Here is a 16178-nt window from a genome sequence, read left to right on the forward strand (position 1 = left end):
AATCCGCTCATTTCTGAACGGATTCTATATTTAAAAAACTTTGTGTCTTCGAGCTTTTAAAGCAAAAACAACTTATTTACTTAATTCGACAAAATACTTATAAAATAACGGAATAGTCTCAATACCTTTCAGGTAATTAAAGATTCCGAAATGTTCATTTGGTGAGTGAATCGCATCGCTGTCTAAGCCAAATCCCATTAGGATCGTTTTGCTTTTTAATTCTTTCTCAAACAAAGCTACAATTGGAATACTTCCTCCTGAACGAACCGGAATTGCCGGAACGCCAAAAGTTTCTGTATAGGCTTTGTTCGCTGCCTGATACCCAATACTGTCAATTGGGGTTACGTAACCTTGTCCGCCATGATGCGGCGTTACTTTTACTGTAACTCCGGCGGGAGCAATACTGGTAAAATGTTTGGTAAAAAGTGCTGTAATCTCTTCCCAATCCTGATTTGGAACCAAACGCATCGAGATTTTAGCAAAAGCTTTGCTTGCAATAACGGTTTTAGCGCCTTCGCCGGTATAACCGCCCCAGATTCCGTTTACGTCTAATGTCGGACGAATTGAATTACGTTCGTTTGTTACATACCCTTTTTCACCGTAAACATCGGCAATATTTAAAGCATTTTTATATTTTTCTAAGCTAAAAGGCGCTTTTGCCATTTCGGCTCTTTCTTCTGCAGATAATTCCTGAACTTTATCATAGAAACCCGGAATCGTGATATGGTTCTCTTCGTCGTGAAGCGAAGCAATCATTTTTGCCAGAATATTAATTGGATTAGCCACCGCACCTCCGTATAACCCTGAATGTAAATCACGATTTGGCCCTGTAACCTCAACCTCAACATAACTCAAACCTCTTAAACCTGTTGTAATGGAAGGCTGCTGGTTGGAGATCATTCCGGTATCTGAAATTAAAATAACATCATTTTTTAGTTTTTCCTGATTGCGTTCTACAAACCAGGCCAGACTTGCAGACCCCACTTCTTCTTCTCCTTCGATCATGAATTTTACGTTACAAGGCAGGGTATTACTTTGTACCATTAATTCAAGCGCTTTTACATGCATGTACATCTGACCTTTGTCGTCGCAGGCACCACGGGCAAAAATAGCGCCTTCCGGGTGAATGTCGGTAGTTTTAATAACGGGTTCAAATGGTGGTGAAGTCCATAATTCTAGTGGATCCGGCGGTTGAACATCATAATGTCCGTAAACTAAAACCGTTGGAAGATTGGGATCTATTATTTTCTCTCCGTAGATAATTGGGTAACCCGGAGTGTCGCAAACTTCAACTAAATCGCAGCCTGCTTTTGATAAACTTTCTTTTACAGCCTCTGCTGTGTCAATAACATCTTGTGAGTATGCAGTGTCGGCACTTACCGACGGAATCTTTAATAATTCGATCAATTCATTGATAAACCGATCTTTATGTTGTTGAACGTAAGACTTAATATTTTCCATTTAAATTATTTTTATAGAAATTCAAATGTACAAAAAAGAGAATTAAAAAATTTTTTGAAAAAATGCTTTGATTATTCAAAAGTATGCTTATCTTTGCACCCACAATTACCGCGGATATGGCGAAATTGGTAGACGTGCCAGACTTAGGATCTGGTGCCGCAAGGCGTGTAGGTTCGAGTCCTATTATCCGCACAAAAAAAGCTTCTGATTTTCAGGAGCTTTTTTATTTTTACCCCTCCCCTTTTTACCGGATCAATCTCAAAAACAGAAAAAAAACAACAAACAGACGATCCTATTTTCCTCTAACGAAATAACTAATTGTTAAAATTCTTTACAAGCTTAAAGTTTTTTGTCTTTTCAGAAGTTTGCCGAAATGCCTTTTTTTTTCAGAAAACCAGATAAGAAATTATAAGTTGAGGTTCGTTTTGTATGTTTTTTGATTTTTTCGTTAACTTCATTCAATTGTTCATATATTTATCTTCTGCCAGACAAACACAAAGCAATTTAAATCTTGTCACTTGATAAACTTTGTGAAAATGCCATTTTAAAGATTTCCTAATTAACCTGTAAACAAAACAAAAATGACCTTAAAAAACAATCTTATCCTTGGCTGTTTAACTGTACTGCTTTTAACTGCCTGCCAAAAGAACAAACAAAACAAAAACATCTCCGCCATAAAAAATAACGTAATCGTTAATGAACTTAAAGAAGTATCGATTGACACTTTTTCTACTTTTCCTCCTGGAGTTGAGGGCTGTTCCTGCTATTTTTCGAATGATTCGATAGAATTCAAAAAAGAGAAATACATCTATGTAGAAGATTCTGACGGAAATGCTTTTTTAAAAATAAATGGTGTATTTACCAAATTCACTTTTACCGATGTAAAAGAAATTGACCCTCTGAACAGTATTTCAAAATACAAAGGTCAAAATTTCGATATTATACTTGAGAAAAAAGACGGAAAACAAAATGGTGATGAAACTGCTTTAAAAACAGGCAAAATTATTTTGACAGACAAAAACAAAAAAACAAACACCAAAACATTTTACGGCGAATGTGGTTGTTAATTGAATGAAAAAACAAAGCTAAAAACCTCACTTCACTCCGCATCCAGATAAGGATCTAAAGTTTCTGCCAGTTTATTGAGCCAGTAAAAATTATCACCAATATTAGGTAATTCGGCTTCGAGTGTTTCGCAGCCCCGCATCGAACTCAACGAAAGCGCATAACTTACTTGTCGCAGGTTTTTGGCCAGGTCTCTAGGGTCGATAATATCTTTAAAGAAATCGTTTAATCTGGTTTCAACATCGTTTGTCATAATACTTTAATTTTATAAACCCCAAAATTCTAAGGTTTTATTTTTAAATTAGACTCATATATGCGCCTAATTCTAATTTTATTTTTCGTATAGATTCGAGATCTTAATTAACTCAAAAAGCATTAAAATCTAAACATGATAAAATACAAACATCTTGATCTAACTCAAAAAATTGCAATTGCAATTCCTGTTTTATTCATCCTTAGCTGTGCAGTAAAACATTATGTCGAGAGGTTTCGGTTTTCTACAGAACTCAGATTGATATATGAATACGGAAGCATTGGCTCTTTGTTCTTATGCTTTTTACTGTTCTTTTTTTCTTTTGCTAATTCTGTTTTAATTATCAGAGATTTAAGAACAAAACCTCTGCCCAAAACACTTTGGTTTTTGTTAAGTGCTTCTGTTTTCCTTTTATTTATTGGATTACTACTCACAATAGCATTAGGCATTGTTTAATTTTTTTTAGAATAATTTGAGCCAAAGCCTTTTCCCTCTCTTAAACACAAAACCTTTAGCTAAAACAGAAGGCAATTTATTCAGTTTTGTCATTTCGATGTAAAAAAATCCTTTTAATCCTAACAATCTGTGGCAAAAACACAACTCAGAAATTTCTTTAATTATTTCATGTTTTAATCTCTAAATATTCTTACTTTTAAAATACCAAAATCTTAAATCTGCATCTTTTATTTTGTTTTTTAATTTCAAAAATTATTTAGAACATGAAGAAATACAGATTATTAGTCATTTTTTTAGCCATTATTCCTGTTTTTTATTTGGCAAGAACGGTTCGAATCTTTACTGTTAAACAGGAAACCCGAACCCTTAAATCGGAACATTTTGTTATTTCCTACAGCGGAATTTATAAAAGCGAAGCCGAAAAAGTCAGCAAACATCTCGAAGATAATTATTCGACAATAAGAGAAAATTTAAAGGACGTAAAACACGACCTGATAAAGGTTTTTGTTTACGGCTCGCAATTTAAGTTTAATACCGCTACAGGTTTAACCGAAAATACAAAAGGCACAAGTCGTGGTCCGAACGAGTTTCATTTTGTGTGGACCAATTGGTTTAATTCCATCTTTCCAGACGATCCTCTAAAAACGGCTCTCCACGAATTTACGCATTGTGTTCAGCTGAATATATTAATCGGCAAAGCCAAAGAAACCATCATCACACAAGACCGACTAACTTTTGATAGGGAATTTGATAAAAAGTTTAAAGCCGAATATCCGCGCTGGCTCTGGGAATCGATTAGTATTTATGAAGCAAAAGAAGTTAATTCGATAAGCGTGAAATATGCCAAAAGCAAAAACCTGACTTTAGAAGAACTAAATCAAGGCAATCAGATTTACAATATTGGCTACACAATTATCGAATATATGACCCAAAAATGGGGAAAAGATATTCTGCCCAAACTAATCGCATCGTTTGGCAACATCGAAAAAACATTGAACATAACACCCGAAGAGTTCGAAAAAGGCTGGATGGCTTTTCTGGAGGAGAATTATTAAAAGTTATTTCACGCAGATTCAAAATGATTTAAGCAGATAAACGTAGATATTATCAAATTAAATCTGCTGAAATCTGCCGAATCTGCGTGAAACAAAAACCATATAACTAAAAAACTTTGCGACTTCGCGTCTTTGCGAGAGATTCATAAGTTTAATACTTTAAAAATTAATCTCGCAAAGTCGCAAAGTTTGGAATTTGGAATTTTAAGAATTGGAATTTATTTCCCCAATATCTCAATAATCTTATTCACATTAACCTCACTATAATCCTTAATATAAAAATCGCAAGGCGGAAGTTCTTCTTTGGTATGCGTGCTCAAAACGCCTACGACTTTCATTCCGGCATTTAATCCTGCTGTAACACCCGAAAAAGAATCCTCGAAAACCACACAATCAGACGGATAAACCCCAACTCTTTCTGCCGATTTTAGATATACTTCCGGATTTGGTTTATGAAACGTAACGTCTTCGCTGGACATCATAGAATCCATTTTTTCTCCAAGTTTCAGGAAATTAGCAATCAAATCCAGATTCGCACGAGGCGCCGATGTGGCAACTGCGGTTTTGAAACCACGGGATTTTAATTCGTTTAAAAAATCCATATAATGCGGAATCGTTTCGACTTTGTCTTTGTAAATTTCACGAAACATGCCTTCTTTTTCATCTTCAAGTTTGGTCAGTTCATCTCCCTGAATCGGACGCTTGAAGAAATGCGTCATGATATAACTATTGTGTTTTCCGTACATATGCTCTTCAAATTCTTCCTGCGTATACGGAATATCATATTTTTTGAAAAACTCCTCAAAAGCGACTACATGATGCGGATTGGTGTGGCAGATCACGCCATCCATATCAAAAATTACACATTGCTGGCTCATATATTTGTTTTGTTGTTTTTAACGGTTGCAAGATAAGTTATTCCGCAGAGTTGCACGGAGATTTTTCGCAGAGATTCGCTAAGATTTTGTTTTTAATCTCGCAAAGACGCGAAAGTTTATTCCACGCAGATTTAAAAAGATTTAAGCAGATAAGTGCAGATTATTTATCTCTAAAATCTTAAAATTAAATCTGCTGAAATCTGCAGAATCTGCGTGAAACAAAATCTTTTTAATCTTATTAATCTGTGGCCCTAAAAAAAACTCCGCGACTTCGCGTCTTTGCGAGATTAATTATCCAATCCAAATCTTACTTTTTACCAAAGTCATAGTCTGTCTCAAATGCTGATTGCACGCAATTAGAAAAATCAAAACTAACAATCCATATCCAACGATAGTATAAATCTCCATATCGGCCAAAAGAGTCGATTGTTTCGCAACTGTTCCGAAAATCTTTTTCATTGCTAAAACATTCGCATTATCTGCAGAATATCCTTTTGCTATAAAACTCTGTGTAGTTGAAGCGATAGTTTGCTGCGCTTCGGGATTTTCGCCAATTACAAACTGACTTAGTTTTAAAAAGTGTTTTTTATTTAAGAAAACCGTCGCATTCTGCATTACACAAAAACCAATCGTACTTCCCCAGAAACGTCCTGAAACCCCAACAATTCCCGAAGAAACCGCCATATTTGCCGGAACCGAAGAGGTGGTAAACAGAATTAACGGAACAAATAAAAACCCTACTCCGATTCCTTGCAAAATGTATGGAACAATAATATCTGACAAAGCCACATCTGGCACAAAAAGAAACGTAAACCAAAAATGAAACAATGCAATCAATGAAAAACCAATTATAAAAATGATTTTGGTAGAAACCGATTTCATCAGGAAAAAAGCAGCCAGAATTAACCCAATTACATTTCCGAGTCCGTTGATGTACTGTACACCTGCAACTCTCGACGGATCCCAATTCCAAATCGAATACATCGCCGAATGACAAAGGCTCAGCGTTGCCCTGCTGATGTAAAAAAGGAAAAACAATAAAAATCCAATTCGCAGATTGGCATATTTAAAGACCTCAAAATCAAAAGTGGGTCTTTTTACCAAAAGTTCTTTAAAGATGAACAAACCGCCCGAGATCAAAGCAATCATTAAAGCTAAAACCATTTGAGAAGAGTCAAACCAATATTTTTTCTCGGCATAAACAAAAAAGTAGGCACCGCAAAGAATAGCTGTTAAAACCAAAAAATAGCTCATCCAGTCGATTTGATACAACGGAATTTTCTTTGTGATTCGGTGCCCGCGAAAAGTAACTAAGATTAAAAAGACATTTAAAACCTGTAGTCCGCCCGAAACATACAGCATGTATTTCCAGTCGTAATGATCCAGAAACCAAACCGCAATATTCATAATAAATGGCGTTGACAATAACAGCGAACCATAATAAAAGGAAAACCCAATGATAATGGCATTTTTAGAATTGAACTGCTCAATCAATAATTGTCTGATCGTAATTACCGGAAGCGCCATTAAGATTCCTTCGGCAATTCTCATAATTAAGAAAAGCGAAAAATTGGTAATATACGCCGAGGAAACAATTGTAATTCCGATTAAGGAATAAACCGCCATGAGGTAGTTTTTGGCAGGGAAAAAACTCGAAAAACGGGCTTCGATCAAAATAGTCGCCAGCAGAGTTCCGTACGTAACGCACATCGCAAACTGCAAATCTTCGGGCTCAATGTCCAGAAAACTCGCTGCATACGTTACGTTTGACGTATAAACTCCCAATAAAATCATGGAGTGCAAAAGGCAGACAAACAAAATTATAATGATTGCCCATCTTGGAACCCATGATTTAAAAATACTTTTATCTTCCATTTTAGTGTGCTGCAATCACCGTGATATTCATTCCTGCTCTTAAAAAATCGGTTTGTTTGTCGTTGTCTTTTAACTGAATTCTAACCGGAATTCTTTGTTCAATTTTTACGAAGTTCCCCGTTGCATTATCGGGAGGAAGCAATGAAAATCTTGCCCCGCTCGCCGGAGATAAAGAAGCAATTGTACCAATGAAAGTTTTATCGCTCAAAGCATCGGCTTTAATTTCTACATCCTGCCCAACGGTTAAATATTGCAGTTGCGTTTCTTTAAAATTGGCTGTAATCCATTTTTCTTTACTTACAATTGATAACAAAGATTGTCCTTCTTTTACTAATTGCCCAGGCTGTAAAGTTCGTTTTCCAACCCAGCCGTCATAAGGCGCTGTAATAATCGTGTACGAAAGGAATAAAGCTGCATTATCTGCCACAGCTTGTTTTGAAGCAATATTAGTCTGCGTTGTCGGAACATTCGCTTCGGCAACAGAAGTACTTAAAGTCGCAGAGTGAATTCTGTTTTTCATTTCCTGAAAATGCGCCTGTGCCGATTCGTAATCGGCGCGGACTTTTTCTAATTGCTGAGAAGTCGCTGCTTCTTCGCTAACCAAAGCTTTGTATCTTTCGTATTCCAGTTTGGTTTTCCAAAGATTCGATTTGGCAGCGTCTAATTGCGCTTCGTTAATCGCTGTTGCGCTGGCCGTGTTTACCGCATTTTTCTCGGCCACTATACTATTTTGTTTCGCATTCTGAACATCGGCAAGAGCCACATCCAGTTTCGATTTGTATTCTCTGTTATCAATTATAACCAAAGTATCTCCTTTATGCACAAATTGATTTTCGTTAAAACGAACTTCCTGCACATACCCCGTAATTCTGGACATAATTGGCGTTACGTATTGCTCAACCTGAGCGTCATTGGTTTCTTCGTGATTTCGGTTAAACACATAAAACCAAATCCCTAAAATAACCCCGCTTATAACAAGCACACACGCAATAATCGTTATTAGTATATGAAACGTTTTGTTTCTTCTAGTTTCATTTTTAATCTTAACCATAAACTCTATATCTTTTTTGTCTATTTTTTTAGTCTATTCTCTATTTTCTATGCTCTAATCTAAATCTCATTAGGCATCATTCCCGCCGTATGAAGCAATTCGTAATGTTTCAAAATCGCATCCAATCGCGTAGAAATTTTGTTGTATTTCGCCTGAAGCAAAGCATTATCAGCGTCAACCATCTCAGTAATTAAAACCAGCTGATTTAAGTATTTCAGCTTTACGATTCTGTAATTTTCATTGGCTAAATCCAAAGCTTTGTCAACCACCACAAACTTTTCAAGGATTTCCTGATACTGCGTATGCTCTTTAAAAAGCTTATCCTGAATTTCATCTTTTACGATTTCAGACTGCATTTTCTGCCACTCGATTTTAGTATTCGCCTGATCCATTTTGGTTTTGTTTTTATACAAAGACGAAAGATCAAAAGTCGCTTCAATTCCGACTTGACCTAAAGTGTACAAATACGGATTGGGCGGAAAGAATTTATAGTTTGGATAATAAAAACCATAGTTCCCAAAGAAGTGAACGCTTGGCAGATAATTTCCTTTTACCAGTTTCAGTTCCGTTTTACTGATATTCAATTCCTGACTTGCAATACGCATTTCTTCATTTTGCATCGCTTTAGTCATATAATAATCATACGGATCCAGACCGTTCATTTCGTCTAGATTTGACGTCGTATCGATTGCAATTTCCTCATTTTCGGGAAGCTGAATCAGCGTTTTCAGATCGTGAAGTGCGATTTTAATGTTTTTGGAGTTAGTTAACGCATTCAATTCACGATCCGAAAGCTGTAATTCGGCACGAATAACTTCGTTTTTCGTAACCGTTCCATGTTTTTGGAGTGCTTGTACTTCTTTCAATCGGCTTTTTTCTTCTTTGATATTTTCTTCAAAAATCTTCTGAAGTTCCATCATTTTATAAATCGCCAGATAATTGGCAACGACTTCAAGCTCAATATCATTTTCGGCCTTTTCCGTTTTTATTTTGGCAATTTCGTTTTCCTGATTCGCAATTTTTATGGCATTATTAATCTTATTCCCGGCATAAATTGGCATTTTGAACGTCGAATTTACCTCATAAATTTCAGGAATTGCCGGTGCAACTTCTTTGTCTTTTAAGAATCCGCTTCCTTTGAATTCCGTAATATTCGTAATTCTGGAATACATGCCGTTTAGTTGTACGTCTGGCAGTCGGAGTTCTTTTCTTTCTTTAATGTTTTGCTCTGAGAGCGTGACCTCCAATTGAGATCTAAGGATTTTTTTGTTGTTTTCTTTCGCCAGTTTCATCGCTTCTTTTAATGAAACCGAATGAACTTCCTGCGCTTGTAAGCCATTGAATGCTAATATCATTAAGAATAACAGCAGGATTCCGGGAAAACAATCGTCTGTAGAATTAGTTGTTTTAAGGAACATGAATACTTTAATATTTGATGGTGCAAAGTTCCTTCATTTTTCTGTTGACTGATAATTCTAAAAAGCCAACAACATATTCATTTCGGACAAACGTTAAAATTCTATTTCCCGAAAACGTTATATTAAAACACTGAAAAACAATTTATTACAAAATAGATTTGAATTGTGATTATTTTTTAAATTCTCTCGCAGATTTGGCAGATCAAGTAGATTATTAATGTATTAAAATGAAAATCTGCAAAATTTGCTAAATCTGCGAGAGAAAAATAAATCATTTTCTTTCCAAAATCTCTTCACCATTTAAGTAATCGGAAGGTCTTTGGCCTAGAATCTTGAAGAATGTATTGCTGAAAGTTGGAACGCTGTTGTAGCCAACTTCTTCGGCTACCTCTTTTACCGAAAGTTTTCTTTCTAATAAAAGTTCGATTGCCTTTAAAATTCTTCGAATGGTATAATATTGAATGAACGACATGCCCAGGTCTTTTTGAAACAAACGATACAAAGAGCGTTCGCTGTAACCAAATTCATGGGCCACATCGGCAAACAAAATGGTTTCTCCGAGGTTATTTTCGATGTAACGAAGAATTTTCCCAAGACGTTTGTCTTTTGGCTGTGGTAATTCTAAAGGTAAATTATTAGTACAAATTTGCGGAAGAATCGCTTTTATAGCTTTGGCAATAGTAAAGTTTGGTGTTCCCTTTTTAAGATCACCATTCCAACGGTTGGTAAAAAGCATCATTTGCAATAACAAATTGTTTACGGGATATATTCCTTCTACTTTATAAAAGTCATCTTCGTCTTTTTCAACCGGAAAATACAGATTTCGCATCGTCACACTTTCCGATTTCGGTTCAATGCTATGCTCCACTCCACTCGGAATCCAGATAAAATGTCTTGCTGGCAAAAAGTACGTTTTGGTTTCAGTCGTTACAAAAACAACATCGCCTTCAGCATACAAAAGCTGTGCTTTCTGGTGTCTGTGTGGTGGAATAAACAATTCCCCCATCAAATCATGGTGACAGTAAATGCTCTTTTTATCAGCATCTACTTTCTTGATGTAATACTTATCGAGTTTTTGACCGGAATATTCCATTGGTGTAATTTCGTAATATAAAGATAAGAAAGAAATTTAACCGCAAAGACACAAGGGAAAGCGCAAAGTTCGCAAAGATTTTATTCTTAAAAAATTTTAGCCACAGATTAAAAGGATTAGAAGGATTTTAAAAATCTGTGTTAATCTTTAAATCTGTGGCTAAATAACTTTGCGTGCTTTGCGTAAATCTTAGCGCTCTTTGCGGTTAAACTCTAAATTCTATAAAACAAAAAAGCCCTTCCGTTAAGAAAGGCTTTTAAACAACTTAGTCTCGTTCTTTAACGAGAGGACTCGAACCCGTCTCGTCCCTAGACGAGATGACAGGCATGTATTCTAACCAGATTTACATTCCCTTATTATACTCTTTAATTAAAGCTTCAATAGATTTTCTATTTAACTTTTTCAGTCTCAATTCTTCAATTAAAGCTTCTTTTTTAGTTTCAAATGCTTTTAAATAAACCAATTCCCACGGACCTTTATTTGAAGTATATCGGCTTCTGTTTTCATTATGGTACAATAATCTCTGAGTAATATCTTCACTAAAACCTTTGTAATAAACATCAAAAGTTTTAGAATAAATTATGTAAACGTAAAACATAAATTAAAATTTAATGGCAAAAAAAAATGCCTATCATAATGATAGGCATTTTTAACAACTTAGTCTCGTTCTTTAACGAGAGGACTCGAACCCGTCTCGTCCCTAGACGAGATGACAGGCATGTATTCTAACCAGATTTACATTCCCTTATTATACTCTTTAATTAAAGCTTCAATAGATTTTCTATTTAACTTTTTCAGTCTCAATTCTTCAATTAAAGCTTCTTTTTTAGTTTCAAATGCTTTCAAATAAACCAATTCCCAAGGGCCTTTATTTGAAGTATATCGGCTTCTGTTTTCATTATGGTACAATAATCTCTGAGTAATATCTTCACTAAAACCTTTGTAATAAACATTAAAAGTTTTAGAATAAATTATGTAAACGTAAAACATAAATTAAAATTTAATGGCAAAAAAAAATGCCTATCATAATGATAGGCATTTTTAACAACTTAGGCGGTCTGGACGGGACTCGAACCCGCGACCCCATGCGTGACAGGCATGTATTCTAACCAACTGAACTACCAAACCCTGCGTTATTGCGAGTGCAAAAATACAACAGATTTTCGTTTCTGCAAGCGTTTTTACGAATAAAATTTGAGTTTTTTTTAATCGATTAAATTCCAATATTTTAAAAATCGACCTCTAAACCAAAAAAGAAGAACTTTCTTTCTTTTTAATCGCAAAGCACGCAATCCCGATAGCTATCGGGATACACGAAGAACTCAAAATTTGAAACTTTAACAAGCATTTTTTTATCTCGCTTTTAGACATAGCCCGTGGTTTCAACCACGGGGACACAATGTATATGAATACGTTTCCCGTGGTTGAAACCACGGGCTATATCTTAATATATGATAGAAAATCTTTGTGGACTTTGCGTAAATCTTAGCACTCTTTGCGGTTAAATCTTCACAATCTAATTTTGGAATTTGGAATTTTCACCGAGTATTTAGGAATTGGAATTTACCTTTTACAAAAGGTCTTAAATCAAAAAAGCCATCCACAAAAGTGGAAAGCTTTTCATTGGTCTAACTACTAAACCAGCTGCGAGTTACAAAGTCGCAGCAAAACAACACAACTAATCTTAGATACCGTATTTGGGCAAAAAAGCCTTTCCGTTAAGAAAGGCTTCTCCCAATATTGCGGTCTGGACGGGACTCGAACCCGCGACCCCATGCGTGACAGGCATGTATTCTAACCAACTGAACTACCAAACCTCTGCGTTATTGCGGTTGCAAAGATATAACAGAATTTCGTTTCTGCAAGCGTTTTTATAAAAAAAATGAAATATTTTTTCAAATTATTATCCAAAGTTTTGTTTTTCAACTAAATATGTAGTCAATATTTTTTCAAAATTATCGCCCACATTTACCGAAACATACTTAATTTGGTTCTTCGCACAGGTCAAGGCCAGGTTTTTAAAATAGGCTGCTGCTCTTTTTTCATATTCTGCCTTTACATTATCAGCAAAAATGGAAACCTCTTCTCCTGATTCTAAATCGATAAATTTTCTTGGTGTGTTGTCAAAATCAAATTTCAATTCCGTTTCATTATCCACTACGTGAAACAAAACTACCTTATGTTTATTGTGTTTTAAATGTTGTAATGCATTAAATAACTTCTCGTCGTCTTCGGTCTGAAACATATCGGTAAACAGAATAATCATCGAACGACGATGCATTTTCTCGGCAATCTGATGTAAATACGTAATCGTATCCGTTGTTTTTTTAACTTTTGGCTGAACTAATAATTCTTCCAGTTTATTCAGAAGCATTCGGTGATGGCGATCGCTTCCTTTTTCGGGAGCATAATATTCGTATTTATCCGAGAAAACACTCAAACCAACGGCATCTCGCTGTTTCTTTAAAATATTCATTAAAACTGCCGACGCTAAAACGGCAAAACCAATCTTCTTTTCATAAAAAGGCTGATTCGATTTCAATTCCGGATAATGCATCGACGACGAATTATCGACAATCAAATGACAGCGTAAATTGGTTTCTTCCTCAAAACGTTTTGTATATAAACGATCTGTTTTCGCAAACAACTTCCAGTCAATATGTTTGGTGCTTTCTCCCGCATTGTAGACTTTATGCTCGGCAAATTCAGCCGAAAATCCATGAAAAGGACTCTTGTGCATTCCCGATATAAAACCTTCCACAACCTGATTCGCCAGCATTTCCAGATGCTGAAAACTGGAGACTTTTTCTATTTCCGATTCAATTTTCATTCGGTTTCTTTTTTTATGTTTTGTGCTTTATAAAGCAAATCTGTCGCCTGAAACAATTTCCTTTTTAAAATAGGACTAAAATTAGGGTTTTCTTTTAAGAATCGCTGTACTTCATCAAAAGCAAATTTCGATGAATACCTTCCAACGGTATTATCCAGCCAGTCTTTCGGAAAGAAAATATCTCCCGTACGCTGAATTTCTTCTACCAAATCTAATGAAAATCGAATATACTGCTGTGCACTTTCCTGACGAAGCGGATGATGGATATTGGCCAAACCAACCGAAACCCAGGATTCTTTCTCCCGGTTGGCATCGTCTTTTAAAGATTCCATAAATGCATTTCTAACTGATTCCTCTTTTGATAAAGAAGGCAATAAAAACTCAAAACGCTTTTGTTTATCGGGATTCGTAATTGTTGTTCTGGTTTTCTCCAGAATTTCATCGGCTTTTTCATGTTTAAAAATAGCCAGATTCATTGCCATATTGGTAAAATCATCCTCGTTTAGCTTCAGTCCGGGAATTACAATTTCTTTATTCCAGATCTGATACAATTTGTCTTTGGCGACATAAGAATAAGCCGTTGAAACGTACAATCCAAATAATGTCTTTTTAATATTGGCTGATAAATTGGCATGCAGACGACTGAATAAAATACTTTCAAGTGTTTTTTGAACCTTATCCTGCTGTTTTTCAGAAAAAAATCTCCAGTAAATCGTATTCAGGTTATTTGAAGCAGCTCTCAAAACCAATTCATTTTGCTCTGTTTGAATTGCTTTCAGGAAACAATCAAAAGCTTTTTCTGCAGCAATGTTCCCTATAAGCATGTTTTCATATAAATTACTATATGCCGAAGCCCGGGCCACCTCATCATTCAGCGTTGCCATATAATTTAAATTATTGCCGTCAAGCGGAAAGACACCGTAACCAAAACCATTATAATTATAGAGAATCGCAAGCGGTTTTTCAAGCCCGACAGCTTCTTTAACATCGGTGCTTTTATCATTAATATTAATGGCTAAAACCTTTACATTATCAGAATACACTAAACCAATCTGAAAAACCTGAGGCCAGATATTATTAGATTTATCTTCTGCTTCTTGTTGAATTTCAAATTTTTTGATTCGTTTTTTAGAATCGTATTCCATTTTGTCTGTAAAAAGGGCTCTTCCGGATTTATTTACCCAGACTTCGCTCCATTTTTTCATATCCAGCGGCGTTTCAGCATCCAGAATTTCTACGAGATCATTCCAGTCTGCATTGTCATTGGCGTATTTCTGAATGTATTTTTCGATTCCTTTTTGAAAAGCTTCCTTTCCCATAGAAGCTTCTAACTGACGCATCATAATAGGTGCTTTGTTGTAAATAATAGCACCGTAAAGCGATCCTGCATCTTTTAAATTGGCCAGCTGCTGTTTTATCGGATGTGTCCCTAAAGAACGGTCTTCGGCATAAGCACCTGAATAGTGCGCTGTAAAAAACTGCAGGTTATGATTGACTTTCGGAAAAATCGGATTCATGATTTTATCGGCCATAAAATTGGCAAAAACCTCTTTCATCCAGACATCGTCAAACCATTTCATAGTAACCAAATCACCAAACCACATATGCGAAGTCTCGTGCGCAATAAGTTTAGCACGGTTTAATTTCTCACTGTCAGTTGCGCTGTTATCCAGAAACAATGAAGATTCTCTGTACTGAATCGCTCCTACATGTTCCATACCGCCATACTGAAAAACCGGAATCGAAGCAAAATCCATTTTTTGAAATGGAAATCTGCAGCTGGTATATTTTTCAAGAAAATTTAAAGACTGCTGATGAAGCTGAAAAATAGTATCGGTACTCGTTTTTATCTTTTCAGGATTATTTTCGCGATACAGCATGGTCATTTTCATTTTGCCGGGTTTCTGTTCCACGGTATTGAATTTTCCGGCCACAAATGAAAACAAATAAGTACTCATTTTATCCGATTCCTGAAAAACATAATAATCACTAGCCACGCTTCCACTTACTTCCTGTCTGAAATACACGGCCGGCGCTCCAGCTAAACACTTCCAGCCTTTTGGAATCCTGAGGCTAAGCTTATAGACTGCTTTTAAATCAGGCTGGTCAAAGCAGGGAAACAAAGTGCTGGCCCGATCCGGAACTAATAAAGTATACAAAAAATCGTCGTTCCGGTTCAACGATAAATTACCGGCTGTAAATGAAATGGAAACGGTGTTTTTTCCTAAAATTAAAACAGAAGGAGAAACGATAATATGTCCGTTTTCATGAACGACAGCAATGTCTTTTCCGTTTGCAGTAACTGTTTTTATATTCGAAGTCTTTTCTTTAAAATCCAAAAGCAGCGGCTGACTTAAATCAGACAGCGTCAAACTTATTTTAAGATCAGATTTGATTTCTTTGCTTTTTTGTGCCGGGATTTCAAAAGACAGATTGTAATGAAGATCCGAAATCTGTTTTTTACGAAAATGCGCCAGCTGTTCTGAAACTCCTTCTTCAAAAAGCACACTATCCTTTTCTTTTGACTGGGAAAAACCATTTGGAATCAACAAAACAAAACAAAGAAAGGTGTATAGTATTTTCATTTTTAAAGGAATATAAGATGGGTTAAAAATAGGAAAAAACTACCGCTTTAAAAAGTCTGCCGCGAATTCACGGCTTTTTTTAAACTTTATCTTAAAGTATTTTCTGGGTTCACTGCAAAAAAAAAGGTTTGACAAACGCCAAACCTTTACAAACTCAC

General features: G+C 35.7%; 14 protein-coding genes and 3 tRNA genes. 3 read left to right on the forward strand and 14 right to left on the reverse strand.

What is annotated here, in order from left to right:
• Positions 1 to 72: 72 nt before the first annotated feature.
• Positions 73 to 1461, reverse strand: a complete 1389-nt coding sequence (locus tag ACODST_RS01415) for a dipeptidase (protein WP_488930330.1) — start codon at positions 1459 to 1461, stop codon at positions 73 to 75.
• A 110-nt stretch (positions 1462 to 1571) separates the two neighbouring features.
• Here ACODST_RS01415 and ACODST_RS01420 point away from each other — a divergent pair.
• Positions 1572 to 1653, forward strand: a tRNA-Leu gene (locus tag ACODST_RS01420).
• 389 nt (positions 1654 to 2042) lie between these two features.
• Positions 2043 to 2528 carry a hypothetical protein gene (locus tag ACODST_RS01425; protein ID WP_488930331.1) on the forward strand — a complete coding sequence of 162 codons (486 nt, stop codon included), beginning with the start codon at positions 2043 to 2045 and terminating at the stop codon, positions 2526 to 2528.
• Between the two features lie 32 nt (positions 2529 to 2560).
• Here the strand turns inward: ACODST_RS01425 and ACODST_RS01430 are convergent, their stop codons facing one another.
• Together ACODST_RS01430 and ACODST_RS01435 are read right to left on the reverse strand one after the other, a co-directional pair.
• The gene (locus ACODST_RS01430) at positions 2561 to 2779 is read right to left on the reverse strand and encodes a hypothetical protein (RefSeq protein WP_488930332.1); all 219 of its coding nucleotides are present in this window, start codon (positions 2777 to 2779) and stop codon (positions 2561 to 2563) included.
• Between the two features lie 221 nt (positions 2780 to 3000).
• The gene (locus tag ACODST_RS01435; RefSeq protein WP_488930333.1) at positions 3001 to 3228 is read right to left on the reverse strand and encodes a hypothetical protein; all 228 of its coding nucleotides are present in this window, start codon (positions 3226 to 3228) and stop codon (positions 3001 to 3003) included.
• A gap of 270 nt (positions 3229 to 3498) precedes the next feature.
• On the opposite strand from ACODST_RS01435, the gene ACODST_RS01440 reads away from it, so the two are divergent.
• On the forward strand, positions 3499 to 4290 hold the full coding sequence (locus ACODST_RS01440) for a hypothetical protein (RefSeq protein WP_488930334.1): 792 nt from the start codon (positions 3499 to 3501) through the stop codon (positions 4288 to 4290).
• Positions 4291 to 4508: 218 nt separating this feature from the next.
• Here the strand turns inward: ACODST_RS01440 and ACODST_RS01445 are convergent, their stop codons facing one another.
• From ACODST_RS01445 to ACODST_RS01495, 11 genes are all read right to left on the reverse strand, one after another.
• Positions 4509 to 5168 (reverse strand): HAD family hydrolase, encoded by a 660-nt coding sequence (locus ACODST_RS01445; RefSeq protein WP_488930335.1) that lies wholly within the window; start codon positions 5166 to 5168, stop codon positions 4509 to 4511.
• 291 nt (positions 5169 to 5459) lie between these two features.
• Positions 5460 to 7043: an MFS transporter gene (locus ACODST_RS01450; RefSeq protein WP_488930336.1), complete on the reverse strand. Its 1584-nt coding sequence runs from the start codon at positions 7041 to 7043 to the stop codon at positions 5460 to 5462.
• Between the two features lies 1 nt (position 7044).
• The gene (locus tag ACODST_RS01455) at positions 7045 to 8094 is read right to left on the reverse strand and encodes an HlyD family secretion protein (RefSeq protein ID WP_488930337.1); all 1050 of its coding nucleotides are present in this window, start codon (positions 8092 to 8094) and stop codon (positions 7045 to 7047) included.
• A 59-nt stretch (positions 8095 to 8153) separates the two neighbouring features.
• Entirely contained in the window at positions 8154 to 9512 is a 1359-nt protein-coding gene (locus ACODST_RS01460) for a TolC family protein (RefSeq protein WP_488930338.1), read from the reverse strand.
• A gap of 271 nt (positions 9513 to 9783) precedes the next feature.
• Positions 9784 to 10605 carry a helix-turn-helix transcriptional regulator gene (locus ACODST_RS01465; RefSeq protein WP_488930339.1) on the reverse strand — a complete coding sequence of 274 codons (822 nt, stop codon included), beginning with the start codon at positions 10603 to 10605 and terminating at the stop codon, positions 9784 to 9786.
• A gap of 343 nt (positions 10606 to 10948) precedes the next feature.
• Positions 10949 to 11203 (reverse strand): GIY-YIG nuclease family protein, encoded by a 255-nt coding sequence (locus ACODST_RS01470; RefSeq protein ID WP_488930340.1) that lies wholly within the window; start codon positions 11201 to 11203, stop codon positions 10949 to 10951.
• A 137-nt stretch (positions 11204 to 11340) separates the two neighbouring features.
• A complete protein-coding gene (locus ACODST_RS01475; protein WP_488930341.1) occupies positions 11341 to 11595 on the reverse strand; it encodes a GIY-YIG nuclease family protein in 255 nt (84 codons plus the stop codon).
• A gap of 64 nt (positions 11596 to 11659) precedes the next feature.
• A tRNA-Asp gene (locus ACODST_RS01480) sits at positions 11660 to 11733 on the reverse strand.
• Positions 11734 to 12348: 615 nt separating this feature from the next.
• Positions 12349 to 12422: transfer RNA gene (locus ACODST_RS01485), tRNA-Asp, on the reverse strand.
• 86 nt (positions 12423 to 12508) lie between these two features.
• The gene (locus ACODST_RS01490; protein WP_488930342.1) at positions 12509 to 13435 is read right to left on the reverse strand and encodes a DUF58 domain-containing protein; all 927 of its coding nucleotides are present in this window, start codon (positions 13433 to 13435) and stop codon (positions 12509 to 12511) included.
• Entirely contained in the window at positions 13432 to 16020 is a 2589-nt protein-coding gene (locus tag ACODST_RS01495; protein ID WP_488930343.1) for a M1 family aminopeptidase, read from the reverse strand. Before ACODST_RS01495 ends, ACODST_RS01490 begins: the two co-directional genes overlap by 4 nt.
• Positions 16021 to 16178: the final 158 nt, after the last annotated feature.

Source organism: Flavobacterium sp. FG19 (assembly GCF_057809475.1).